This window comes from Myxococcus xanthus (assembly GCF_006402735.1).
Taxonomy (GTDB): domain Bacteria; phylum Myxococcota; class Myxococcia; order Myxococcales; family Myxococcaceae; genus Myxococcus; species Myxococcus xanthus_A.
This window is the reverse complement of the sequence record NZ_CP017174.1, coordinates 5459321-5484598: the sequence shown is the minus strand read 5'-3', so window position 1 is coordinate 5484598 and position 25278 is coordinate 5459321. Positions and strand designations below refer to the sequence as shown.

Sequence of the window (25278 nt, the reverse complement as noted above, 5' to 3'; positions counted from 1 at the left end):
CCTGGAGACACCCATGCCTGGCGCCTCGCGAACCATCATCGTCAACGCCCCCATCGAGAAGGTCTTCGACGTCATCACCCAGTACGAGCGGTACCCGGAGTTCCTTTCAGAGGTGAAGGGCATCCGGACCGAGAACCGCAAGGGCAACACGGTGGACGTCCACTACAAGGTGGATGTGGTGAAGACCATCAACTACTCCATCCACGTCACGGAGGAGCGGCCCACCCGCATGTCCTGGTCCTACATCAAGGGCGAGTTCATGAAGGACAACCAGGGCAGCTGGGTCCTGGAGCCCGCGGGCGAGGGCAAGACGAAGGCCACCTACACCGTGGAGATGGCCCTGGGCGCGCTGGTGCCCAAGAGCGTCGTCTCCGCGCTGGTGGAGACCTCGTTGCCGAAGATGCTGGACGCCTTCAAGCGCCGCTTCGAGGCGCCCTGAACCACGCCTCCGGGCGGCTTCCGGGCGGGCGACTCCACCATCGCCCGCCGGCCGCCAGGAGTCTTCGGGGACCCGGATGATCCGCGCGTCGCAGCAGGCGGGCGGACGAGGCCGACTCGAAGGGGCTTGCGACGCTGGATACGGGGAGTATGCCCATGGGACGGTCCGCTTGCGGGCCGCTTCGAGGGCATTAAAATGAACACCATCCCCACGGGATTTTCGGCCTCCACGACATTTCTGCCCTGGGTGCCCTGGTCCGGGTGTCGGGTGGCAGACGAGCAACCGTGCGAGATGGCTGCAACGTACCCAGCGAAGAACCGGGGTTCTTAATTTGCATCTGATATTGATGGAAATGGTATTGGGGCGGGATGGGCGTACATCGGGGTACGTAGGCTGAGGGAGACGGAATACCCATGCTCGACGCCTTCATCATCGAAGAGATCAAGCGCCGTGAGCGCCGCCGTGAGGAGCACGACAGGCCGGTGGTGGAGCTTCCGCTCCCCGTGCCGGATGACCGCCCTCGTCGCCGCACGGAGACCGAAGACGACAAGCCCCAGCGGGGCGTAGTGGTCATCGACCTGCTGGCCTGACCCTGGCGAGCGGCCTGACGGCCGCGCCAGTGTGTCCCCGAGCCCGCGGTGGCGGTCCTTCCCAGGACGGCCCCGCGGGCTTCGCGCATTCAGGAGCCCTCAGGCGTTGGTCAGGGCCAGCAGGTGCCGGGGGTGGTAGACATCCCACAGCGGCCCCTTGACGGTGGCCAGGGCCTCCAGGACTTGCTTGCGCCACTCCTCGGGCAGGGCCTGCTCGCCATGGAAGGCGCCCACGAGCGCGCCGGTGATGGTGGCGTGGGCCTCCGTGTCGCCGCCCCGGTGGACGACGTCCAGGAGCGCGGCCTCGGCGCTGGGGGCGTGGAGCAGCTCCCAGAAGGCCAGCCGGAAGGCGACGCGCACCGCGTGCAGGGGGCGGTGGAGTTGCAACTCCGGCCCGTACAGCATCGGGTCCTCTTGCTGGGCGATGGCCAGATCCTCGCGCAGGAGCGACGCGGCGAAGGACACCTCCTGCACGTAGTCACTGGCGGAACGCCCGAGCGCCGCGCCGGCCAGCAGCAGGCCCGACTCCGCGGCGGGGATGAGGTCGGCGGCCTTGAGGCCCGCGCCATGGGTGACGGCATGGCCAATGGCCGCGTTGAAGGCCGCGCAGGCGAGCTGGCAGCGCGGGTCGAAGTGGGTGAGGGCGGAGTCCTCCAGCGAGGCCTGGGTGAGCGCGTGGGCGTCACCGGCCAGGTACACGCCCAGCGGCGCCGCGCGGGCCAGGCTCCCCGGGTCCGCGGGCTTCCGGTACGCACGCAGCCACACGCGCATGCCCGCGCCCAGGGGCGGGAAGCCCGACGTCTGGCAGTCCTCGAAGACCTCCTTCATGGGCTCGCTGACGTCGAAGGCGTGCGGCTGCCAGGCGCGGTAACGACGCAGTGCGTCTGCGGCGTCGTAACGCTTGATGGACCGGAGGCTGTGGCTCAGGCAGGCCGCGAGCTGGACCTCTTCCGTCACCTGGCCGCGACGCAGCTCATGCGGACCGCCGCCCATCAGCTTCATGTAGGGCCCCTCCGCCTGCTTGGGAAACGGAACGGCCATGAAGGGCCGGTGCGCGGTGGGGACGGACAGGGCATTGCCCACGGCCATGCCAAGCAGCGCGCCGCGGCGCCGTTGAGCGAGCAATGGGTCAGGCCCCTTCAAGGTGGGGCGGCGTTGGGGCGGGGGCATTCGACGGGTGGACACTGTAGCAGCACGGGCCGCGAGCACGCTTGCCCGGCCCGGAGGGCTCTTCTAGAAACGGCCGCCTATGACCGAGATTTCTCAGATTCTGGCGCGCGAAGTGCTCGACTCCCGTGGCAATCCCACCGTGGAGGCGGAGGTCCAGCTTGCCGGGGGCGCTCGTGGCCGCGCCGCGGTGCCGTCCGGTGCGTCCACCGGTGAGCACGAGGCCATCGAGCTGCGCGACGGCGACAAGCATCGCTACTTGGGCAAGGGCGTGCAGAAGGCCGTGAAGAACGTGGTCGACGTGCTCGCGCCCGCGCTGGTGGGCATGGACGCGGCGGATCAGTTCGCGGTGGACCAGCGGATGCTGGAGCTGGACGGCACCGCCACCAAGGGCAAGCTGGGCGCCAACGCCATCCTCGCGGTGTCCATGGCGGCCGCTCGCGCCGCGGCGGACGCGCACGGGCTGCCGCTGTACCGCTACGTGGGCGGCGTGCAGGCGCGCACCCTGCCGGTGCCGCTGATGAACATCCTCAACGGCGGCGCGCACGCGGACACCCGCGTGGACGTGCAGGAGTTCATGGTGGTGCCCGCCGGTGCGTCCTCCTTCGCGGAGGGCCTGCGCTGGGGCGCCGAGGTGTTCCACGCGCTGAAGAAGATTCTCAAGGGCCGCAAGCTGGCCACGGGCGTGGGCGACGAGGGCGGCTACGCCCCGGACCTGCCGGCGAACGAAGAGGCGCTGAAGCTCATCATGGAGGCCATTGACCAGGCGGGCTTCAAGGCCGGTGAGCAGCTCTTCCTGGCCCTGGACGTGGCGGCCAGCGAGTTCTTCGACAAGGGCAGCAAGAAGTACAAGCTGAAGGGCGAGGGCAAGGAGTACGACTCGACCGGCCTGCTCGAGTACTACCGGGGCCTCTCGGAGCGCTACCCCATCATCTCCATCGAAGACGGCATGGCGGAGGATGACTGGGAGGGCTGGAAGAAGCTCACCGACGCGCTGGGTTCGCGCATGCAGCTGGTGGGCGACGACCTCTTCGTCACCAACGTGGAGCGCCTGGGCCGCGGCATCGAGACGGGCACGGCCAACTCCATCCTGGTGAAGGTGAACCAGATTGGCACCCTGACGGAGACGTTCGACGCCGTTCGCATGGCGCACCGCGCCGGGTACACGTCCGTCATGAGCCACCGCTCCGGCGAGACGGAGGACACCACCATCGCCGACCTGGCCGTGGCGCTGGACTGCGGGCAGATCAAGACGGGTTCCGCGTCCCGCTCCGATCGCGTGGCCAAGTACAACCAGTTGCTGCGCATCGAAGGCGAGCTGGGGGCCGCGGCCCGCTACGCTGGCAAGTCGGTGTTCCGCGCCCTGAACCAGAAGAAGTGAGCCCGTGAGCGACAAGCCCAAGCGCATCCTGGTTTCCAACGACGACGGCTACTTCTCCGAGGGGCTTCAGGCGCTGGTCGAGGCCGTGAGCCCCCTGGGGGAGGTGTGGGTGGTGGCTCCCGACCGGGAGCAGAGCGCCGCCTCCCATGCCATCTCCCTGCACCGGCCGCTGCGCATCAAGGAGATGCGGGCGCGGTGGTTCGCCGTCGACGGAACCCCCGCGGACTGCGCTTATCTGGCGATCAACCATCTCCTGAAGGATGATCGCCCGGTACTCATGGTTTCCGGCATCAACCACGGCGCAAATCTGGCCGAAGACATCATGTACTCCGGCACGGTGGCCGCGGCGATGGAGGGCGCGCTCCTGGGCGTGCCCGCCATTGCCTTCAGCCTGGTGGCCCGGCGGAACTTCGACTTCGCGCCGGCGGCCCGGTTCGCCCGTTCGTTGGTGTCCAGCGCCCTGTCGCGCCCCCTGCCGCCGCGGATGCTCCTCAACGTGAACATCCCCGGGGGCGTGGAGCCGGAGGGCTACGCCATCACCCGCCAGGGCCGTCACTCGTACGGCTTCGAGGTGGTGGAGAACGAAGACCCTCGTGGCCGGAAGTACTACTGGATTGGCGGTAGCGACTACCAGCACGAGGACATCCCGGGCAGCGACTGCAATGCCGTGTTCCGGGACAAGCGCGTCTCCGTCACTCCGCTGCACTTCGAGCTGACGGACCATGGCCGGCTCCCGGACCTCTCCGGGTGGCAGGTCGATGGCTTCAACCGGCATGAACCGGACGGTGCCTAGCGTTGGCGCCGTGCGTGTCCAGCCGAGCGCGTGGGGCGCTCCGGGTGTTCCTCCTGGCCGTGTTGCTGAGCGGCTGTGTGGGCACCCGGGCATCCTCCGTGGCCGGGACGGACACGGGGTTGGACGCCATTTCGCGTGAGGGCGAGGCGGCGGTAGTCACCGACGCGGCCGAGCGGACCACGCCGCTGCCGTTCAACCTGCGGGGCGTCCACGCCGAGCCGGAGCTGGTGGCCGCGCGCCACGTCGTGGCCGCTGGCGAGACGATGTACCGCATCTCCCGCACCTACGGCCTCACGGTGGAGGAGCTGGGCTCGGCCAACGGCATCAAGGCGCCGTGGACATTGGCGGTGGGGCAGGAGCTCACCATCCCCGGCGTCGAGCGCGGCGTGCCCGTGCGTGCCCTGGCGGAGGCGGACCCAGAGCCGGTTCGGACCTCCACGTCAGCGGAGTCGCGGCGCAGCGTGCCCACCGCGGGCCGCCGCGAGGAGCCTCCGTCGCGCAGCCGGCCCCTGTCGCGTCCAGCGAGCGCCACGGGCCCGCCGCGCGTGGCCACGCAGGGGCAGCTCGACTGGCCTCTAAGAGGCGTCCTGTACGGCCGCTTCGGGAAGAAGGGGAAGGAACCGCATGACGGCATCGACCTGGCAGCGCCTTCTGGCACACCCGTGAAGGCGGCGCAGGAAGGCACGGTGCTCTACGCGGGCGAGCAGCGCGGCTACGGCAACATCGTCATCGTCGAGCACACGAACAAGTTGATTACCCTGTATGCGCACAACCGCGACCTGCGCGTGCGCACCGGGCAGAAGGTTCGCCGCGAACAGGTGATTGCCACCGTCGGCGAGTCGGGCCGGACGTCCGGGCCCCATCTGCACTTCGAGGTGCGCCTGGACGGAAAGCCGGTGGACCCGCTCGACTATCTGGGGCCGATGCCCTCCTCGTAGGCGAGGCGGCGCGGGCCCGGTTGCCTTCCTGCTCCGGGCGGTGGGGCAGGGCGCTACGTCGTATGACGTCTGGGCCTCGGTGCCGGGCCCGGGTGAAGGTAGAGTGTCGGCCCGTGTCGCGCTTCGTGTCCTGGTGGCTCTCCTGTTTCGTCTTGCTGGCTTCGGCGGCGCATGCCCAGGCGCCAGCCCCTGTGTCACAGGCCGCTGCGGTCCAGGCGAGCACGGCCGATGCGGCCGGGCCCGTCGTCGTGGCGGTGTTGATGCTGGAGGCCAACGAGGCAGGCCGCGACGCGGCGCCGGGCGTCACTTCGCTCATCACCTCGCGGCTGGCGGAGTCGCCGCGGCTGCGAGTCCTCTCGCAGTGGGACATCGAGGCCGCCCTGGACGAGGAGCGCCAGCAGCAACTCCAGGGCCTCAAGACGTGCGACCGGGGAGACTGCCTCCAGGAACTCGTGGCCCTCACCGGCGCTCGCTACGTCGTGGCCGGCCGACTGGACCGCTTCGGCGACAAGTACCTGCTCACCGCCAACCTGTTGGACGCCGCGGGCGGGCGGATCCTGGCCCGGCCTCGCGCGGAGGCCCCGGAAGCGGAGGATCTGCTGCGCACCGCGAAGGCCGTCTCCGACCAGCTCTTCGCCGCGCTCGTCCCGCCGGAGGAATCCGTGGCGGCCCGCCCGCTGCTGGGGGGCTCTTCGCGCACGGGGGGCGGCGGCCTGATGCTGGGCCTGCGCGTCAACAACAACTTCATCGACAAGCTGTCCACGGTGAACCCAGGCGGCGACATCGAGGTGGGCTACTGGTTCCACCCCGAATGGGTCGGCTTCCTCCAAGTGGGCTTCAGCTACGTGCGCTCCACGCAGGACGGCGTGCGCAGTGGCCTCAACGTGCTGCCCAGCGTCGTGGGCGCGCGCCACTACCACAACGTGGAGAAGTCCCTGCGGCCCTACTGGGGGTTCGGCCTGGGCGTTCAGCTGTCCTTCGGTGACTTCGGTATCTTCCAGTCCACCGGCCCGCTGCCCACCGTCGTGGGCTTCGCGGGCCTGGAGTACCTCATCGCCGGCTCGGTGGGCTTCCAGGTCGAGTTGGGCACCAACGTCGCGCAGGCGGTGCTGGGGCTGTCGGAATCGAAGCTGGGAGACGGCCTCAACCTGGACCTCAACGCAGGCATCGCGTACCACTTCTGAGCCTCGGAGCCCCTCATGTTCCCGCGACCGCGCGCCCTCTCCCTGATTGCCCTGCTCGCCCTGTCGGGCTGTGACGACGAGACGCCTCGCGTCAAACCGAAGGACCACGCGGAGGGCCTCTACGTCAAAGGCACCGCCGAGTACCTCCAGGGCCATTTCGACGCCGCCCTGGCCTCCTTCGAGGCCATGAAGCAGATTGCCCCGGACGACCCGCGCCTGCCCGCCGCGCGCGGCGAGGTGTACCTCTCCATGGGCCGGCTGACGGACGCCGCCGCCGAGTTCGAGGCCGCCCTCAAGCTGGAGCCCAAGCGCTCCACCAACTGGAGCCGCCTGGGCTTCATCCAGACCCAGCTGGGCCAGGTGGTCGAAGCCCAGAGCTCGCTGCGCAAGGCCCTGTCCCTCTTCCCCAAGGACTTCAACGCCCTGGAGTCGCTGGGCGACCTGGACCTCAAGAAGGGCGACCACGACGCCGCCGTGCTGCACTTCACGCTCGCGTCCAACGCGGCGCCCTCCCCGGAGCAGAAGTCCGCGCTCATCATGCGCGCGTTGGACGTCCTGTCCTCGAAGCAGCGCTACCCGGAGCTGCTGGCCGCGGCCCAGAAGGCCGTGGATGACGGCATCCACACCGCGGACGTGCTCGCCACCCTGGGGGACGCCCTGGTGCGCTCCGGCAACCTCACCGAGGCCGCCAACGCCTACCGCGACGCCGCCAGCCGCTCGCCCCGGGATCCCACGCTCTGGGAGCTCGTCGGCGAAATCCAGATGAAGCTGGACAAGCCCGGGGACGCCATCAGCGCGTACAAGGAGTCCCTGCGTGTGAAGGACCGCGCCATCGTCCACGTGGCGCTGGCCCGTATCTACCTGGGGATGAAGGACGCCTCGGCCGCGAAGGAGGAGCTGTCCGCGGCCCTGGAGTCCGTGTCCGGCCAGGACATCCGCGAGCTGCGGGAGCTGGCCAGCCTGCTGGCCACCATGGACCGCAAGCCGGACGCGCTGCGCATCCTCGCCAACCTCAGCGCGGAGCAGGACCACGCGAAGGACGCCGAGCTGCACGTCGCCACCGCCCAACTGGCGCGGGAACTCAAGGACACCGGCATCCTGCAGGCCGCCTGCGCGCGGGCGACCGCGGCTGACGCCACCCTCAAGAAGTGCCCTTGAGCCACGCCCGGGCCAGGAAACGGCCCGGGACGGGTGGGGTGGACTACGGGGTGCGGCCGCCCTGGAGCTTGCGGTACACGCCCACCACCTGACCCAGAATCATCGTGGACCGGAACTCCGCGCGGCTCACGTAGATGGGCTGCATGGTGGCGTTGGCCGGCTGGAAGCGGATGCGGTCCCCTTCCGGGTAGTAGCGCTTCACCGTGGCTTCGTCCTCGATGAGGGCCACCACGATTTCACCCGGCTGGGCGGACGGCGTCTTCTTCACGAAGAGGTAGTCCCCATCGTGGATGCCGTCGTCAATCATCGACTGCCCCTTCACGCGCAGGGCGAAGACCTCGCGGCCATTCACACCTCCGAGCAGGAAGCTGTCGATTTTGACGGAGTCCTCCATGTTCTCCTGCGCCAGCAGTGGCGCGCCGGCGGCGACCTTGCCGAGCAGGGGAATCTCCACCATGCCCGAGTCCTTGCGCGCCCCCAGGCCGAGCAGCAGCCGGGCGCGCTTGGTGGGCACCAGGGAGCGGCTCTGCTGCTCGCCCCGGTTCAGGTAACCCTTGCGCTCCAGCGCCTTCAGGTGGTCGTTGACACCGTTCGTCGAGCGGATGTCCATGTGCTCCCCGATTTCGCGAATCGTCGGCGGGAAGCCCCGGGTCTCCGTCTCCTTGACGATGAAGCTGAGAATCTCGCGCTGGCGTTCCGTGAGCTCTTCCATGCGCTCCCTCACTCATCTGCCGTCCTGCCGGGGAGTCGTTCCCCCCAGGCAACAGGCTTTCAGTGTCACTCTCCCTGAACAGACGTGTAGAGTCAACTCGTCCGGTGTCACCCTGCACACTCGCGGTGTGTCCCGTTCCGTCCTGTTTCTCACTTCTTGAGGTGGGGGGACGAACTCGACGTACACTTCCTCCGCTTTGTCCGAGCTCCGCCACACGCTGCTCTTCGTCGACGACGAGGCCGACGTCCTGGACATCCTCACGCGGATGTTCCAGCGCCGGTACCGCGTCCTCACGGCCCGAAGCGGTTCCGCCGCGCTGGAAATCCTGAGAAAGGAGTCGGTGGACGTCCTCATCACCGACCAGCGGATGCCCGAGATGACGGGCATCGAGCTGGTGGCCACCGCGCGCGCGGAGGGCTTCGACGTCACCGCGCTGCTGCTCACGGGGTACACGCACCCGGACGACATCATCGCGGCCATCAACCAGGGGCAGGTGTACCGGTACATCACCAAGCCCTGGGACGTGAACGACCTGCTCATCACCGTGAAGAACGCGGTGGAGTACACGCAGCTGCGCAAGGACAAGGAGCGGCTGATCCGCCAGCTCCACCAGCGCGTGGAGGCGCTCTTCGTCCTGTACGAGGTCAGCCGCGCCAGCGCGAATGATCCGGCCAGCTACGACAACATCATCGACCGAGTGCTCATCGCCGTGGCGCGCGTGCTGCCGTACGACTGCGGCGCGGCGCTCATCGCTCCGGACGAGGCGCGCAGCGCGACGCTGCGGCTGCGCTGTCAGGGCATGGTGGGGGAGAAGGCGCTGCTGGGCGTGAAGGAGTCCATGCTCGGCGCGTACCGCAAGAGCAGCGGCCTCCTGCTGCCCGAGGACCGCGTCATCACCCGCGTGGCGGGCACCACCACCCAGGACGCGGCGGCGCCGTCCGTCTACCCCAGCCAGCTCACGGTGAACCTGGTCGCCGGTGGGCGCCCGGTGGGCATGCTGTCGCTGTTCAGCCAGAAGCCGGACGCCTTCTCCGAGGACGACGGCGTGTTGCTGGACGTGCTCGCCAACCAGACGGCGGACGCCATCCAGTCCCTGCGCTCGGCGGAGGAGGAAGCCCGCCACCGCATGGAGCGGATGGTGGAGTCCATGGCCGACGGCGTGGTCCTCACCGACGAGAAGAACGACATCGTGGTGATGAACCCGGCGGCGCGGCGGCTGCTGCACGCGGGGGAGAACCCCGAGGAGCAGACGACGCGGCTGATGGAGGAGCGCCTGGGCTTCCAGCCCTTCCACCTGGTGCGCGGCTGGGAGTACGGCGGCGGGCAGGTGCTGCGCGAGGAGGTGAAGCTCTTCGACCGGCACGTCCAGACCACGGTGACGCCGGTGACGGACGCGCGGAACACGCTGCGTGGCGTGTGCGTGGTGCTGCGCGACATCACCGAGCAGAAGCGCCTGGAGGAGCGCAAGGACGAGTTCGTCTCCATGGTGAGCCACGAGCTGCGCACGCCGCTGACGTCCATCTCCGGCGCGCTGGACCTGGTGCTCAACTTCATGGCCGGCGACATCAACGAGCGGCAGCGCCGCTACCTGTCGCTGGCGCGGGACTCCACGGAGAAGCTCAACGCCATCGTGGACGACCTGCTGGACCTGTCGAAGTTCGCCAAGGGCCGGCTGCGGATGAACTTCGAGGTGTCGTACCTCGACGAGTTGGTCCAGCGCGTGGTGGAGAAGTACGGCCCGGCGTTCGGCGAGAAGCGCGTGATGGTGAAGCCGGTGCTGCCGCGCCATCCGCTGCGCGTCCTGGCGGATCCGAACCGCTTGGACCAGGTGCTCAACAACCTGCTCAACAACGCGGTGAAGTTCACCCCGGAGGGCGGGGAAGTGCGGGTGGAGATCCACGCCACCTCCAGCCTGCCGGGCTACGTGGTGGTGTCCTGCTGGAACAGCGGAGACCCCATCGCCGAGGAGAGCCTGGAGCGCATCTTCGACCGCTTCGAGCAGGCTCGCACCAAGGCCAACCGCACCGTGCGAGGCACCGGTTTGGGCCTGGCCATCTGCCGCAACATCGTGGAGGCCCACGGCGGCCGCATCTGGTGTGAGCCGTGTACGGACGGCGTGCGCTTCATGGTGGTGCTGCCCACCGAGCCGCCGCCGGAGCTGCGCCGGGGAGACGACGTGGCGGACGCCATCCAGCTCCCGCGCCGGCAGGACAGCCGGGGCCGGGTGCTGGTCATCGATGGTGAGCCCGAGGTGGCCTTCATCGCGAAGGCGCTGATGACCGGGCGTGGCTACGACGTGCGGCTGGCCTTCAACGCGGAGGACGGCCTGTCCGCCGCGCGCCGGTATGACCCCGACACGGTGATGGTGTCCGTGCGCCTGCCGGACGTGGACGGGCTGCGGCTGGCGGAAATCCTGCGGCACGACCCGGAGACGCGCCGCGCGCCGCTGCTGGTGTCGTCCGCCTTCGACGAGCGTCAGCGCGCCTTCCGCGCGGGCGCGGATGCCTTCCTGGTGCGCCCGTTGGCGCCGGACAAGCTGCTGGCCACGGTGGACTCGCTGGTGCGCGGCCGCCAGGGCCCGGCGCACGGCCGCGTGCTGGTGGTGGACGACGACACGAAGATCGCCGCCATCTGCCGCGAGGTGCTGGAGAACATCGGCTTCGACGTGGCGCTGGCGGGCTCCATCGAGGAGGGCCGCCGCTCCCTGCGCGAGCGCCGGCCGGACGTCGTGCTGCTGGACGTGACGCTGCCGGACGGCGACGGCTTCGTCTTCCTGGAGGAGATCAAGGCGGAGAGCGCCGGTGGCCACATCTCCGTCATCTTCATCTCCGCCCGCGCGGAGACGTCCTCCAAGGTGCGCGCGCTCAAGCTGGGCGGTGACGACTACCTCACCAAGCCCTTCGACGCGCTGGAGCTGGGGGCGCGCGTGGAGAGCGTGATGCGGCGCAAGGAGCAGGAGCTGTCGGCCTCTCCCACCACGCAGCTGCCGGGCTCCACCGCCATCGAGCGCGAGGTGCAGCGGCGCCTCTCCACGCGCCGGCCCTTCGCCTTCTGCTACCTGGACCTGGACAACCTCAAGGCCTACAACGACTACTACGGCTTCGCGAAGGCGGACGGCGTGGTGCGCCAGACGGGCGACCTGATGCGCGAGGTGTTCGCGCAGGACGGCGCGCCCGGTGACTTCCTGGGACACGTGGCCGGTGACGACTTCGTCTTCATCACCTCGCCGGAGTCGGTGGACCGCATCTGCCAGAAGGCCATCGAGACGTTCGACCGCATCATCCCGCTCTATTACGACCGGCAGGACCGGGAGCGCGGCCACATCGAGGCGGAGGACCGCTACGGGGAGAAGCGGCAGTTCCCCATCATGAGCGTGTCCGTGGTGGCGGTGATGACGGACGGAACGCAGGACCACGCGGAGTTGGCGCGGCGCGCCGCGGACATGAAGAAGCGCGCCAAGGCGATTGCGGGCTCCGTCTTCCTGCGCAGTGACCAGGAGCGGGTGGTACGCTCCGTGGCCGGATGAGGCTCTACCAGCAACTCGTCCTGTTCATGCTCGCCGCGACGGTGCTTCCCCTGGCCGCGGTCGGCTTCCTGTTGCTTTCGCGCGCCGAGGCCGAGCTGGCCGCCCGAATCGACGCGGAGCAGCGCGCGCAGGCGGTCGCCACCGCCGAGTCCGTGGGCGCCACCATGATGGAGGTGGTGGACGCGCTGGCCCGCTCGGCGGAGCTCATCGACTGGCAGGCCGCGAGCGACGCGGAGACGCAGGGCGCGCTGCGGCTGCTTTACGGCCAGTCTCCCGCGGTGAGCGCGGTGCTCAAGCTGGACGCGGAGGGCCGTCCCCTGGGCGCGCCCGTCTTCCGTGCGCAGGCCATCGACGGGCACCCGGCCTTCGCTCCGGAGTCCCTGGACCGGCTGGTGCGCTCCATACCCGTGCAGACGCTGCGAGGCGGCGGCAAGGGCCAGGCGGCGCTGGGCAGCGCGTACGTGCACTCGGACGAGGGGCGCTCGGCGGTCGCCGTGGCGGTGAAGCTGGCGGAAGGCGACGGCGCGCCTTTCGCTGTCGCGGAGGTCGTGCTCCATCCGTTGGAGGCGGTGCTGCGCAGGCGCCTGGGCGAAGGGCTGGGGCGCATCGACCTGGTGGACGAGGAGCGGCGCGTGCTCGCCAGCACCGCGCCGGAGCGTCGGGGCCAGGCACTGGCGCCAGCGCTGAGCGCGCACCTGTTGGCCCCGGCGGTGCCGCTGACAGAGCGGGTGCGCAGCTTCCGCGTGGAGTCACCGGCCCGGCGGGTCAGCGTGGCGCGCGTGCCCCATGGCATGCGCTTCGACGTGCTGGTGGAAGTGGATGAGTCCACCGCGCTGGCGCCCGTGCACGGCATGCGGCGCACGGTGCTGCTGTCCATTGGCGCCACCTTCCTGGTGCTGCTCGGGCTGGGAGCCCTCTTCACGCGCCGCCTCAACGTGCGGCTGGCGGAGGTGGTGCGCGGCGCGGAGGCCTACGGGCGTGGCGAGCTGGACACGCGCTTGAAGGTCTCCGGCCAGGACGAACTGAGCGAGCTGGCCACCACCTTCAACCGCATGGGCGAGGAGCTGGAGGCGGCGCGTGCCCGGATGCTGCGCTGGAACGACGACTTGCGCGTTCGCGTGGAAGAGGCCACCGCGGACCTGAAGGCGGCCCAGGCGCAGTTGGTGGAGGCGCAGAAGCTTGCCGCGGTGGGGCAGCTCGGCGCGGGCGTGGCGCACGAAATCAACAACCCGCTGGCGGGCATCCTCGGCAACGTGCAGTTGCTGATGCTCGACCGAGGCGCCGCCGACCCGGATCTGGAGTCGCTGCGGAAAATCGAGCAGAGCGCCAAGCGCTGCAAGGAAATCACCCAGAACCTGCTGCGCTTCTCCCAGCAGCGCGAGCGCGCGGAGCTGCGGCCGGTGGACCTCAACGCGGTGGTGCGCGACGCGCTCAGCCTCACTGAGCACCAGCTTCGCGGCGATGGCGTGGCGCTCACCAGCGTGCTGGGAGACGGGCTCGCGCGAGTGCGTGCCGACCCGGGGCACTTGTCGCAGGTGGTGCTGGCGCTGGTGTCCAACGCGCGCACCGCGATGCTGAACTCACCCCAGAAGCGGCTCACCCTGCGCACGGGCGAAGTCGACGGCTTCGGCTTCCTGGAGGTGGAGGACACGGGGAAGGGGATTGCCCCCGACGTCCGCCCGCGCATCTTCGAGCCCTTCTTCACGACGAAGGACGTGTGGTCCAACGTGGGGTTGGGACTCAGCGTGGCCTGGCGTGTGGTGACGGAAGCGGGCGGGAGCATCGAAGTCCGCTCGGAAGTCGAGCAGGGCAGTTGCTTCACCGTGAAGCTGCCGAAGGCGTGAGGCCCCTCGGGGGGCCTGTGATAGCTAACGAGGCTGCCCATGGCTGATTCCCGCCCATCGCGCCGTCAGGCGCCTTTCTTCATTGGCCTCGTGCTGATTCTCGCGGCGTTGCCAGTGGGGTGGTTCGTCTTCCTGCGCCCGCCACCTCCGCCGCCGCCTCCTCCCGCCGCGCCGCCCGTCGTCGAGGCGCCCGTGGTGCAGAAGCCGCTGGTGCTGGAGCTCACGCAGGTGTCCGGCAAGGTGGAGGTGCAGAACACGGACGGCTCATGGCGCGAGGCCACGGTGGGCATGGCGCTGCGCCGGGATGAGCGCGTGCGCACCGATGACGGTTCGTACGCCATGCTGATTGGCGGCGAGGCGGTGGAAGTGCACATGGACCCGGGCACGGAGATTTCCGTGGACGAGCTGACCGAGTCGCTTTCCCGCATCCTCCTGTCGCGCGGTATGGCCACCGCCGTCGTGCGGCCGGGGCAGCGTCACACCTTCGAGGTGAAGGCGGCGAACGCGGACGCCAAGGCCACGTTGCAGCAGGCCGGTGCCTTCACCATGAGCAACAACGGCGACGGCACCGTGGCGGTGGGTACGCGGGATGGTGAGGTGACGCTGCTCGGTCAGGGCAAGGTCGTCATCGTCCGCGCGGGACAGCAGGCCGTCGTCCGCCCGGGGCAGGCGCCGTCGGAACCGTCGCCCATCCCCACCAGTCTCCTGCTCAAGGTGGACTGGCCCAGCGAGCGCACCCGCCGCGAGCGTGAGCTTGTCGTGCGCGGGCAGACGTCACCGGGCAGCCGCGTGGAGGTGGATGGCGTCAGCGTCAAGTCCGATGCGGAGGGAAACTTCCAGCGAAAGGTGGTTCTTCGCGAAGGCCGCAACACCGTCGATGTCCAGGCCTATGGCGTGGGGCGGATGCGACAGAAGGACAGCAAGGACGTCGTCGTTGACACCACGCCGCCGCCGCTCAAGACGGATACCGAGAACATCTGGAATCAGGCGGGCGACGACTGACCCAGCAGCCGTGGGTGCGAGCGGGTGTTCGCCTTGACCCACAGCGAGGGGCCTCCCTACACTTCCGGGAGGAGTCATTCCTGTTCAAGGGCAATCCCGGGCGAAAGCCCAGGTGCGCAAAGCCGCGGGGCCTGAAGTACGGCCGGCCGTGACCGCCGTGGGAAGTCAGCACCGGACGGGTTCCGGGCCCACTGCGCCTTGGGCGGGGCATGGGTCTTCATTTCGGAACCCCCGGGAGGTCCTATCCGATGCTGCGGACACTGGCCCTGAGTTGCTGCCTGTTTTCCCCGCTCGCCTTCGCCTCCACACCGGAGCTCCGCACCCTGACGGGCACCCTGCACGTGGTGGCCGGCGGCCCGGGTGACCAGACGGACCCGCACGTCAGCGGACCGCTGGTCGCCTATACGAACGAGTCCCGCGGCACGAGCGAGATTCGCTACCACGACCTGCGGACCTCCGTGGACGCGGCCATCCCCAATGGGGGCGCGTTCGACTTCGTGTCGGACATCTCGGACGGCACCATCGTCTTCACGCGCGTGAGTACTTCGAGCGCCATCTACACGTTCGACGTGGGCGTGGACGCGGCGCCTCGTGAGCTGGCACCGGAGGCGGGCAGCAGCCGGCGCTCCGCGGTGATTGGCGGCCGCACGGTGGCGTGGCAGGACTTCGGCTACACCGGCGTGACGTCGCAGCCGGAGATCGCTGTGTATGACCTGGACCAGGGCTCGCTCACCCGGCTCACGGATGACACGTTCCAGGACCGCATGCCCGCGGTGTCGCCGGATGGCTCAACAGTGGTCTGGGCCAAGTGCGATGAGCAGGGCCTGCGTTGCGACATCTGGCAGGCGCGGCGGAGTGCCAACGGCTTCAGCTCGCAAGCGCTGACGGGAAGCGAGGGCGAGGAGTCGCAGCCGGACACCAACGGGGACATCGCCGTCTACGCCAGCACGCGGACCCTCGATGGCGTGACGGACCGGGACATCTACTGGAAGCCACTCAATGGCGGCACGGAGCAGCGGCTGGCGCTGCCGGGCATGGACGCGAATCCCAGCATCAGCGGTTCGCTGATTGCCTTCGAGCGCAGGGACCCGGTGAAGAACGACTTCGACATCGTGCTCTACGACTTGAGCACCGAGACGCTCTACGCCATCACCGAGACACCGGAGAACGAGAGCCTCACTGACCTGAGCGTGGACGCGGATGGCTCGGTGCGCGTGGTGTGGACCGTCTCGGAGAACGGCGACTTCAACGTCCATGCCTTCACCTTCAAGTTGGATGACAAGCCTGGCTGCAAGCTCGCGGCGGTGGACACGCCATCCCCGGCGGAGGTCTGCGCGCGGCCCGGTACCTGGCCGCTGCTGGCGGCACTGGAGGTGGCGCGCACCAGTGGCCAGCCCAACGGTGTGGCGCTCGGGTTCGCTGGCACGGGTGAGGGCGTGTTGTGCGTGGACAACGGCTACAACGGCGAGGACACCACCGCGGGCTGGGTGTGGATCAACGGCCGCGAGCTGGTGGACCCGTCCCGCTTCAAGCAGGGGGTGCCGCTGGTGGCCACGCGCGCGCCGCTGGATGGGCACAACTCGCTGGCGGCGCTCATCTCTGGCAAGCCCGGCAGTGCCTTCCGGCTTCGCGTCTACGGTCCCCCCTCCGTGTGTCAGCCCGTGGCGGACACATCCACGGGGGCCCGCGTCATTCCGGGGCATGCGTTGAAGCCGGTGTCATCTTCGTCCTCGACGGTGTCGCCGGTGACCTTCGTGCCCGAGGGGCCAGTGCGTGACACAGGGCTTCGGGGCTGTAGCACGGGCGGCGGGCCGTTGACGCTTTCCGGGGTGATCCTGTTGTTGGCGTGCTGGCTGCGTCCGAGCGCGCGGATACGGAAGGGGCTTCGGCACAGCCACCGCGCCCTGTAGACTGGCTCGGCCCTGAACCGGTTTCTCCTCTTCGGATTGTTGCTGCTGTGTGCCCCGGCCTGGGCGGACACGCTCGAGATTCTCGGGCCTTCGTCCGCCGTGGCGCCGGATGGATTCCCCGTGGCACTCGTGCGCAAGGATTCGGCGGGCCGTCCGGTTCCGATGGGGAAGCCTTCGGTGCAGGCAGACGGCGCGGAGCTGCGCGAGGACACCGCGGAGCCGCCGCTGCGCACGTTCATGGTGACGCCGCGTCCGGGCGCGCGTGACGTCGTGGTCCGCGCGAGCGTGGATGGACTGGCGGCCCAAGCGCGTTACGTGCTGGGGCCACCGGCCGCCGAGGTGCGGTTGGCGCTGGAGCCTCCCGCGCCCGTGAAGGGCAAGGACACGGAAGCGCAGCTCACCGTCCGGTTGGTCCGGCCGGATGGCACTCCGGATGACAGCGGCGCGCCCCCCGTGGTGCGGGTCAGCGTGGGCCGTGTGGAAGGGCTGGAGCGGACGGGGCCGGGCACGTATCGCGCGCGCTACGTCCTGCCGGACACGCGTTACCCCGAAGTGGCCATCCTGGTGGCCTTCTCCGCGTGGCCCAGTCCGCAGTCGGTGCATGGGGCCTACGGGCGCGTGCTCGTTCCGCTGGCCGCGTCCGTGAATCTTCCGGGAACGACGGAGCCCGACGCCGAGATTGCCATCGACATCGCGGGCCAGACGTTCGGTCCGGCGGTGGCCGGGCATGACGGCCGCTTCCGGGTGCCCATCATCGTGCCGCCCGGACATCGCATCGGGCAGGGGCGGGTGGTGGACAAGGTGGGCAACGTGCGACGGATGCCCATTGACTTGCGGTTGCCGCCCACCGATGGCCTGGCCTGTGTGCTTCAGCCGCAGCGCCTCCCCGCGGACGGCGTGTCCCAGGCCCGGCTGGTCTGCGCGACGAGTGATGCCATGGGCCAGCCCGTGGACGATGCACGCGTCACGACGCAGGTCCGCCACGGCACCTTGCGCGGCCCCGCGCGCGCGCCGGGAGGATTGCTGGAGTGGCGCTACACCGCGCCGCGGAAGTTGGTGAGCGACGAGCACATCGAAGTCGCGTGGCCCCAGCGAGGACCTGGCTCGCGCGAGTCTCCGGCGCTGGAGTTGGTGCAGGGGCCCGTCGCGACGACCCGCCTCGAACTGGGTGAAGCGCTGGTTCACCACGGGGCTCGCACGCGTGTGGAAGTGACGGCGCGGGATGCCTTCGACCGTCCCCGGCCGGGTGCGACGGTGGAGCTGAGCGCACCGGTGGGGACCTTCGCTCCGGTGGAGGAGCCGCGGCCGGGGACCTTTGTCAGCGCCTGGGCGCCGCCGGCCACGGGTGAAGCGACGGACGTGGACCTGCGTGCCCGCGCGTGGGGGCCTTCGGGCAATGAGCCGGCGCGCATCACTGTGTGGCGGGCCGAGGGCGAGCTGTACGCGGGCGTGTCCGACCTGGCGGGTCTGCCGGTGCCGGGACAGCCGCTGCGTGTGGATGGCCGCGAGGTGACGACGGGCACGGACGGCGCGGTGCGCTTGGGGCCCGCGCGCCCGGGGACGCTGGAGATTTCGCACGGCGTGTGGACGGGCCTGACGCGGACGGTTCACGTGTTGGGCTCGGAGGGGCCTGTGTTTCCGTTGGAGCGCCCGCTGGTGTCGTCCGCCGCGTCCCAGCGCGTGCGACTGGCACCTGAGATTCCAGTGAACGTGCGGCTCACGGTGAGCGGGACTCGGGTGACGTACTGGGTGGAGGACGCGAACGGGAAGGTGCTGACCGGGCGCGAGGTGTTCGTCTCGCTGACAGGTGGTGAGCGAGCCGAAGAGCGGGTGGAAGAGGGGCGCACATCCTTCACCGTGCGAGCGCTGGGACCGGTGAGTGTCTCCGTCGCGGATGTCGCCACGGGCGTCACGGCGTTGGCCGAGGTGCGCCCATGATGCGCATGTTGGCCTGCCTGTTCGCCGCCGCGATGCTGGTGCCGCTGAGCACCTGGGCGCAGGCGCTGTCGCAGGACACACCGTCGCAGGCCTCCACCATCGCGGGCCGGGTGTGCCAGGACGTGGACGGCGATGGGCTGTGCGGCGCAGAGGAGCCGGGCCTGCCAGACGTGCGGTTGGTGCTCACCACCGGCCGCGATGTCCGCACGGACGCGCGGGGCCGCTTCCACATCACCGGCGTCGATGCCCGCGTGCCGGATGCGGTGGGTGGGCTGCACTTGCGGCCAGGGCGTCAGCGGTTGAAGGTGGATACGCGCTCGTTGCCGGTCTCCAGCCGGGTCAGCCCGGAGGCGGCGACGGTCGAGGTTCCCTGGGGCGCCGTCGTCCTCCAGGACTTCGCCGTGCGCAGCATCCCGGTGGAAGCCGCGCCCGTGCGGCTCTCCTTTACCGAGGCACCGCCCATGGCGGAAGTCGCGCCAGGGCAGGGCGTCGTGCGCTTCCGTGTCGCAGGACAGGCCTCCGCGGGCGACGCCGTCACCGTGTCGGGTGTGGCGGCCCAGGTGGATGCGAAGGGCGCATGGCAGGCGCAGGTGCCGCTCGTCGCGGGAGAGAACCAACTCTCCATCACCGCCACGGGGGCCCAGGGCACGGTGCGCCTGTACCGCCAGCGCGTGGACGTGGTGCCGCGTGACGGCGGCTGGCTGGTGGCCCCCAGACCGATGCTGCCCCTCGCCACGCTCCAGATGCCCGCGGGCCGTGACGCGCCCGCGGCCAGTGGCGCCTCCCGCGTGCAGGTCGAGGCGCCCGTGGGTACGCGCGTCCGCACGCCCGAGGGCGAAGTCGTGGTGGGGCCCGAAGGCCGTGTGGATGTCCTGGTGGTGCTGTCCCCGGGGCGCAACCAGGTGCCCGTGCGGTTGTCGCTGCCGGATGCTCCGCCTCGTGACGAGACGCTGGAGATTGCCGCCGCGGTACGCCCCTTCGCCGTGGGCCTGCTGGACCTGGAGGCCACCTATGCGCCGCGAAATGGCGACGTGCAGCTGCGGGGACGAGGCTCTGCTCACGCGGAGCTCCGGCTGGGCGCGGTGGACCTGGTGGGCGAGCTGGACCTGCGCGACACGGATGGCCGCACGCTGAACGGTGCCAGCCTGCCGGACTGGCTCCGCCCGCGCATGCCGGAGCGCTTCGACCGCGCCGCCGACCCGGACCTCGCGCCCGCGGAGTGGGGCGACGACTCGGTGTCACTGACGCCCAATGCCTCGGAGGCACGTCTTCGGTTTGAGGCGCGCCACGCGGAGCACGGCCGCGCGGGCCTGGGCACCTATCGCGCGCAGCTTCACGACCGTGAGGTGGGCCGTTATCACCGTCCGCTCTTCGGCCCCTACGCGGAGGTTCATGCCGGCGAGGAGGCGGCGCGCGTGGGCGTGAAGGCGTTTGGCGGGAGCCTGACGGACCCGGTGCGGCAGGTGTCCGCGGTGCCCGCGCACGAGGAACTGCGCGCCACGGGCGGAAGCCTTTACTACCTGGGCGCGGCATCGGTGGCGGAGGGCTCCGAGTTGGTGCGCGTGGAGCTGCGGGATGGCGTCACCGGTCTGCCGCTGGGCGAGCGGCACCTCATTCGCGGCATCGACTACGACATCGACTACTTCGCCGGCCGCATCCTCCTGGCGCGTCCGCTCTCCTTCCTCGCGGGCGAAGCCTGGCTGCGGACCAGCGCGCCCACGGAGTCACCCGAGCCGGTGCTGGTGGTGGACTACGCCGCGCTGCGGAACGCGGACGCGGGCGACACGGCGGGCGGTGAGGTGTGGGGCGAGTGGCGCGGCTCGCGGCTGGGACTGGGCGCGGTACGCGAGGGCCGGGAGGGACGGCCGTACACGCTCTACACGGGACGCGCGAGCACGGCGCTCGGTGGTTACCGCATGGCGGCGGAAGTCGCGTCCAGCCGTGGCACCGCCGTGGATGCTTCGTTCTTCGGCGTCTCGGATGACGGTGGCCTCAGCTTCATCCGTCCCCGACCGGACATGGGCAGCGGCGCGGAGGCCGTGAGTCTCCAGCTCTCAGGCCCCGGGCTTCACGGCGAGGGCTCCGTGGACGCGGCGTTCCGCCTGCGCGGGCGGGGCTTCTCCGATGGCGCGCATACCGACGCGGCGCGCTTCCGGCAGTCGTCACTCCGTGTGAGTCAGCCGTTGGGCCGGCTCCGGTTGACGTTGCTGGCGGACGAGCGGCGCTCGGCTGACCCGCGTGAACCCTTCGTGGACAGCCCGTTCTCCGCTCGCGTCCTGGCCGCGGGTGTTGGTTGGGAGGAGTCGCGCTGGGGCGTGCGCGCGGAGGTTCGCGACTCGCGGTTGAACGCGGCGCGGGTGGCGGGCGTGGGGCCCACGCTCTTCGGTGGTCGCACCTCCGCGGGTGTGGCGGGCTCGCTGCGGGTGTTCGAGCGGCTTCAGCTCCGCGCCGCGCACCGTCAGGCCCTGGCCCTGCATGGCGAAGGGCCCGGACGCTTCGATGACACCTTCACGTCCGCGGGCGTGGATGTCGAGGTGGACCGGACCACGCGCGCAGGGGTGTTCGGAGGCTGGGGGCCGGAGCTGGGCCCCCGGGCGTGGGCCAACGTCGAGTCGCGGCGGGGCCAGGACGTGTTCTACGGCGGATACTCCGTCGACGTGGACGGCCCTGACTTCGGCGCGGGACGGACGCTGACGGGCGCCCGCACGGAGCTGCCCGAGAGTGGCACCGCGCTCTTCGTGGAGGATGTGGGCTCGCACGACGCGACGGCCGTGCGGCTGGCTCGCGCCGTGGGCTTCCAGCAACTGGTGACGGGCGGTTTCAGCGTGGGCGCGCGCTACGAGCGCGGCGTGCGCAGCCTGTTGGACGTGGACAGCCCGCTGCGGCGCGAGGCGGGCGGTGTCTTCGGGCAGCTCGTCCTGGCGCGCTTGCGGCTGGACGGGCGTGTGGAGCTTCGCCGGGAGGAGGGCACGTCGGAGCGAGGCGCGGCCACCGCGGTGGACCGCCTGCAGGCGGTGGTGGCACTGGCCGCGCAGGCGCAGTTGCTGGAGGACGTGACGGCCTCCGGGCGGGTGGACTTCGCGCGCACCGTCAACGCGGACGTGCTGGAGACGCGGCTGGTGGAAGGCTACGCCGCGGTGGCGTGGCGGCCGGGGCCCTGGCTGGTGGTTGCTCGTTACGGCATCACCCGCGAGCTGTTGCCCGGCGTCCGGTCCGCCTTTGGAGACCGGGCCTTGCAGACCCTCTCCCTCTTGCCGGCGGTGCGCCTGGGCGACCGGCTCTCCGTGGCGGCGGGTCTGCATGCGGGGCACACCCGGGCGGAGGACTCGGGGCGTTGGGTGTGGACGGGCACCATCCGTCCCGCGGTACGAATCGTGGGCGGTCTGGAGCTGGGGGCCGAGCTGGCACGGCGAACGGCGTCTCCCGAAGGCGAGCGGCTGACCGCGCTCCGTGCGGAAGTCGCCTATCGGGTCGATGAACGGCTGCGCTTGGCCACCGGGTACACACTCCTGGGCTTCAGCGGCTTGGGTTTGTCCCCCGACTCGTCGGACAATCAGGACCGGCTCTATCTGCGAGCCGAAGTGGCCTACTAGGAGCAAGCCGTGCGTCCCCTCGTCATCATCAGCCTCTGCCTGGGTGTGGCCACCGCGGCACGCGCCGAATGGGACGTGACGGAGGTGCCGGGCATCGCCCGCACGGTGGACGTCTTCGCTCCGGGCGACTACTCGGTGAGCACCTCGACGCAGACGGAGCTGTACGAGAACGGCATCCAGTCCGTTGTCTTCCTGCACAGCGACGTCTTCGGCACGTTCCTGTCTCCGATGGGCTGCTTCGCCGTCGTCGTGCGCCCTGGTGACATCATCAGTCACCAGAACTGCCGTGCGGCTGGCAACATCATCCCCCCGGACCCGGTGAACACCGTGGTGGGCATCCGGCGGGTGAAGCACACCCCGTCCGGTACGGGCTATGCCTCGGTGGGCCTCTCCGACGGTGGGCTCTCACTGCTGACGGCGTCAGCGGGGCTCGCAGGCCCCACCCCCTGGGCGCAGCTGAGCGTCGACGCGGGCCTCCTGTCCTCCACGGACGTGCTGGGCGTGGTGGAGACATCGGATGGCGCGCCCCATGCGCTCTTCAGTGTCACCGGCGTCTCCCGGACGGAGTTCCTCTGGTACACGCGGGACAGGCGTCAGGCGCAGATGGTCGTGCCGCCGCTGCTGACCAGCCAGTCCCCGCGTACGGTGGACCTCTTCGCCGGAAGCGGGCCGTATCCCATCGCGTTGTTCGGCAATTCGGACGGCCTGTTCCGTGGACAGCTGGACCCGGCCGGGACGACCTTCTCCACCGTGATGTTGCCCGACAGCATGCCCGTCAGCATCACCTCGGTGGACGTGAACACGGGCAACGGCAGCGTCCATGGCGAGGGCTTCGGCCTCGCGGTGGGCGTGGGGACCAACGGGGAGCCAGTGGTGCTGGGGGCCGTGCCCGCGAGCAGCGCGGACAACGCGGGGACTCAGTGGCGGTTCCACCCGGCCTTCGAGGGCTCGGCGCTTCCGGGCGCTTCGCAGGCGACGCCGCTCGAGGTGTCGTGCATCGGCTCCTCGTTCTGCCTGTTCATCCTGGACCAGCCGGGCTTCAACGTCGTGACGTACTTCAACGCCCACGCCCCCGTGCTGGACGTGGGGCCCTCGCCCATCGTGGTGAACGAAACGGGGACGGCGACGGCCCGGTTCACCGCCACCGACGCCGACTTCGATGCGGTGCGCGTGTCGGTGGATGCATCGTCAGCGCCGGGCTCCGACCTGGTTGGCGTCAACATCGTCGAGCACCCCGACCAGCTCGACGTGACGCTCGTTCCGCAGCGGCCCGTCTGCAGGGACGAAGAGGGGCTCCTGCGGGTCTACGCCTCGGACGGGCTCGCGTCCCACGATGTGCAGTCCACGGTGGCCTACCGGGTGGTGAACACCCAAGGGCCCGCGCGCCCCACGGTGGTGCCCTCACGGGAGTCGACCACCGCGTCGGGCGCGTCGCGGGTGTTCACCGCGCAGCCGGCGATGGAAGCCTGTCCGGCGGTGCGCTACGTCTGGTCTCCCGTCTCGGGACAGTCGGGCGCACCGCCGCTCTCCACCGATGGCGGCGCCCAGGCGACCTTCACGCCGCCGGAGGTGCTGTGCCAGGCGTCGGGTGCCAGCTACGCGTACGAGGTCCGTGGCGTGGACGAAGGTGGCCTGACGTCCAGCGCCGTCGCCATCTTCACCGTGGACGTCGCGCCCTGGGGCCGGCCGCTGGTGCCCTTCGCCTCGGGCTGGGAGCGGACGCTCACGTCGGGTCCAGGGGCCAACGTGGATGTGGTCCCCGATGCGCTGCACACCTGCGAGGGGACGCCCGGATTGCCGACCGTGGACACGGAGTGGCGGCTGAGCGCTTCCGGTTCGGGCATTCCCGACGGTGTCACCTTGAGGACCGCAGGCGGAGCGGCCGTCACGTTGGACTCGCCGGTGTCGAGCGAGCGCCTGCGCGTCGAGGCTGCGGAGTGCGCGCACGGGACGCTGGCCCTCACCGCCAGGAATCGGATTCCCGTCACCGGCGGTGGCACGCAGGACAGCGCTGACGCCGAGCTCCGCGTTCGGGTGGAACCTTCCCTGGAGGACGTGGCCACGGGCAGCCTGGAGCTGGGCGTGGTGCCGTCGGGCGAAGGGCACGTGGACATCGCCCTGGACACGTCGCTGAACTGCGTGGACGCGCGCACGCTGAAGGCGCGGATGTTCCTGGAGACACTGGGCGGCGAGGCACTGGACTCGGCGGTGGTGCCGGTACCCGGGACGTGGCGCCCCGCGCTCCCGCAGTCCTGCACCGTCGAGTCCTACCGCGTGCGCGGCGAGCTCTTCGATGACAGTGAGGGGCCGGTGCGAGAGGGTGGCCGTGCCCAGGCGGAGATTCCCAACCAGCCCCTGCCGGCGCGGCTGGGAGAACTCGAAGCCGGGGCACTGGTGGCACGCTGTGGCGAAGGCGCGAGCGCCACGCTGACGCAGACGATTCCGGCCAATGCCTGCGGCGATGTGGCCATCTCCTGGTCGCAGGTGGCGGGGCCCGCGCTGTCAGAGGTCTCCCTGGCGGGCCCGAGCGTCACGGTGAGCACGCAAGAGACAGGGCTGGAGGCGCTGGTGGGCCAGGCCATCACCCTGCGCGTCCTCGCCGACGCGGGCGGCAGCAACACCGCGACCACGGATTACGTGCTGCCAATCACCTCCGAGCGCTTCGTGGACGTGCGTCACGCGATGGAGTCGCCCACGGCGTCGGAGAAGGGGCTGGTGGGCGTGGTGGTGGAACTGCGCAACACCTCCGAATGCGAGGTCGGTGGCCTCCGCTACCTGGAGAACGTGGACGGGTTGGAGTGGGTGCCCGGCAGCGTGAAGCTGGACGGCGTCGCGGTGGAGGCGCAGGCGATGGACGGTGGCTTCCGGGTGGAGGACATCCGGCTGCCCGCGCAGGGCACGCGGACGCTGACGTACGTGGGCCGCTCGCCGCTGCTGTCCACGCCGCGGCTGGGCGGGGAGATGACCCTCAACGGCGTGCCCGTTTCGGGGGATGCCTCGGTGCCGCCTCCGACGTCGGGATGCGGCTGCTCGGGAGGTGGTTCGGGCGCTGCTGTCTTCGGGCTGGCGGCGCTGGCGCGGGTGCTGCGCCGCCGGAAGTAGG

The 25278-nt window shown here is 70.3% G+C and carries 16 protein-coding genes; 14 read left to right on the top strand and 2 right to left on the bottom strand.

The window, feature by feature from the left end; all coding sequences use genetic code 11:
• Positions 1-13 precede the first annotated feature (13 nt).
• Both BHS09_RS22395 and BHS09_RS38905 read left to right on the top strand, forming a co-directional pair.
• Complete coding sequence (locus BHS09_RS22395; protein ID WP_140793056.1) at positions 14-439, top strand: type II toxin-antitoxin system RatA family toxin; 426 nt, start codon at positions 14-16, stop codon at positions 437-439.
• Positions 440-852: 413 nt separating this feature from the next.
• A complete protein-coding gene (locus tag BHS09_RS38905; RefSeq protein ID WP_174258865.1) occupies positions 853-1029 on the top strand; it encodes a hypothetical protein in 177 nt (58 codons plus the stop codon).
• A gap of 99 nt (positions 1030-1128) precedes the next feature.
• Here BHS09_RS38905 and BHS09_RS22390 read toward each other — a convergent pair whose 3' ends face one another.
• Positions 1129-2172 (bottom strand): ADP-ribosylglycohydrolase family protein, encoded by a 1044-nt coding sequence (locus BHS09_RS22390; protein ID WP_140800740.1) that lies wholly within the window; start codon positions 2170-2172, stop codon positions 1129-1131.
• A 106-nt stretch (positions 2173-2278) separates the two neighbouring features.
• Here BHS09_RS22390 and eno point away from each other — a divergent pair, with 106 nt between their 5' ends.
• From eno to BHS09_RS22365, 5 genes are all read left to right on the top strand, one after another.
• On the top strand, positions 2279-3577 hold the full coding sequence (gene eno / locus BHS09_RS22385; RefSeq protein WP_011554450.1) for a phosphopyruvate hydratase: 1299 nt from the start codon (positions 2279-2281) through the stop codon (positions 3575-3577).
• 4 nt (positions 3578-3581) lie between these two features.
• Entirely contained in the window at positions 3582-4370 is a 789-nt protein-coding gene (gene surE / locus BHS09_RS22380) for a 5'/3'-nucleotidase SurE (protein ID WP_140798905.1), read from the top strand.
• Positions 4371-4372: 2 nt separating this feature from the next.
• Positions 4373-5308 (top strand): LysM peptidoglycan-binding domain-containing M23 family metallopeptidase, encoded by a 936-nt coding sequence (locus BHS09_RS22375; RefSeq protein WP_140793051.1) that lies wholly within the window; start codon positions 4373-4375, stop codon positions 5306-5308.
• Between the two features lie 62 nt (positions 5309-5370).
• Complete coding sequence (locus BHS09_RS22370; protein WP_140798903.1) at positions 5371-6492, top strand: hypothetical protein; 1122 nt, start codon at positions 5371-5373, stop codon at positions 6490-6492.
• A 15-nt stretch (positions 6493-6507) separates the two neighbouring features.
• Positions 6508-7650: a tetratricopeptide repeat protein gene (locus BHS09_RS22365; protein WP_140793047.1), complete on the top strand. Its 1143-nt coding sequence runs from the start codon at positions 6508-6510 to the stop codon at positions 7648-7650.
• 43 nt (positions 7651-7693) lie between these two features.
• Here BHS09_RS22365 and lexA read toward each other — a convergent pair whose 3' ends face one another.
• Positions 7694-8362 (bottom strand): transcriptional repressor LexA, encoded by a 669-nt coding sequence (gene lexA, locus BHS09_RS22360; protein WP_090490846.1) that lies wholly within the window; start codon positions 8360-8362, stop codon positions 7694-7696.
• A gap of 196 nt (positions 8363-8558) precedes the next feature.
• Here lexA and BHS09_RS22355 point away from each other — a divergent pair, with 196 nt between their 5' ends.
• The 7 genes from BHS09_RS22355 (at position 8559) to BHS09_RS22325 (ending at position 25277) form a co-directional block, all read left to right on the top strand.
• Positions 8559-11888, top strand: coding sequence for a response regulator (locus tag BHS09_RS22355; protein ID WP_140798902.1), 3330 nt, complete (start codon positions 8559-8561; stop codon positions 11886-11888).
• Entirely contained in the window at positions 11885-13732 is a 1848-nt protein-coding gene (locus BHS09_RS22350) for a sensor histidine kinase (RefSeq protein WP_140793043.1), read from the top strand. Before BHS09_RS22355 ends, BHS09_RS22350 begins: the two co-directional genes overlap by 4 nt.
• A gap of 39 nt (positions 13733-13771) precedes the next feature.
• Positions 13772-14734: a FecR domain-containing protein gene (locus BHS09_RS22345; protein ID WP_140798900.1), complete on the top strand. Its 963-nt coding sequence runs from the start codon at positions 13772-13774 to the stop codon at positions 14732-14734.
• A gap of 248 nt (positions 14735-14982) precedes the next feature.
• Positions 14983-16644: a TolB family protein gene (locus tag BHS09_RS22340; protein WP_237079763.1), complete on the top strand. Its 1662-nt coding sequence runs from the start codon at positions 14983-14985 to the stop codon at positions 16642-16644.
• Between the two features lie 36 nt (positions 16645-16680).
• Complete coding sequence (locus BHS09_RS22335; RefSeq protein ID WP_140798898.1) at positions 16681-18582, top strand: hypothetical protein; 1902 nt, start codon at positions 16681-16683, stop codon at positions 18580-18582.
• On the top strand, positions 18579-22175 hold the full coding sequence (locus BHS09_RS22330; RefSeq protein ID WP_140798896.1) for a flagellar motor protein: 3597 nt from the start codon (positions 18579-18581) through the stop codon (positions 22173-22175). Before BHS09_RS22335 ends, BHS09_RS22330 begins: the two co-directional genes overlap by 4 nt.
• Before the next feature lie 9 nt (positions 22176-22184).
• A complete protein-coding gene (locus BHS09_RS22325) occupies positions 22185-25277 on the top strand; it encodes an MYXO-CTERM sorting domain-containing protein (RefSeq protein ID WP_140798895.1) in 3093 nt (1030 codons plus the stop codon).
• The last annotated feature ends 1 nt before the right edge of the window (position 25278 follow it).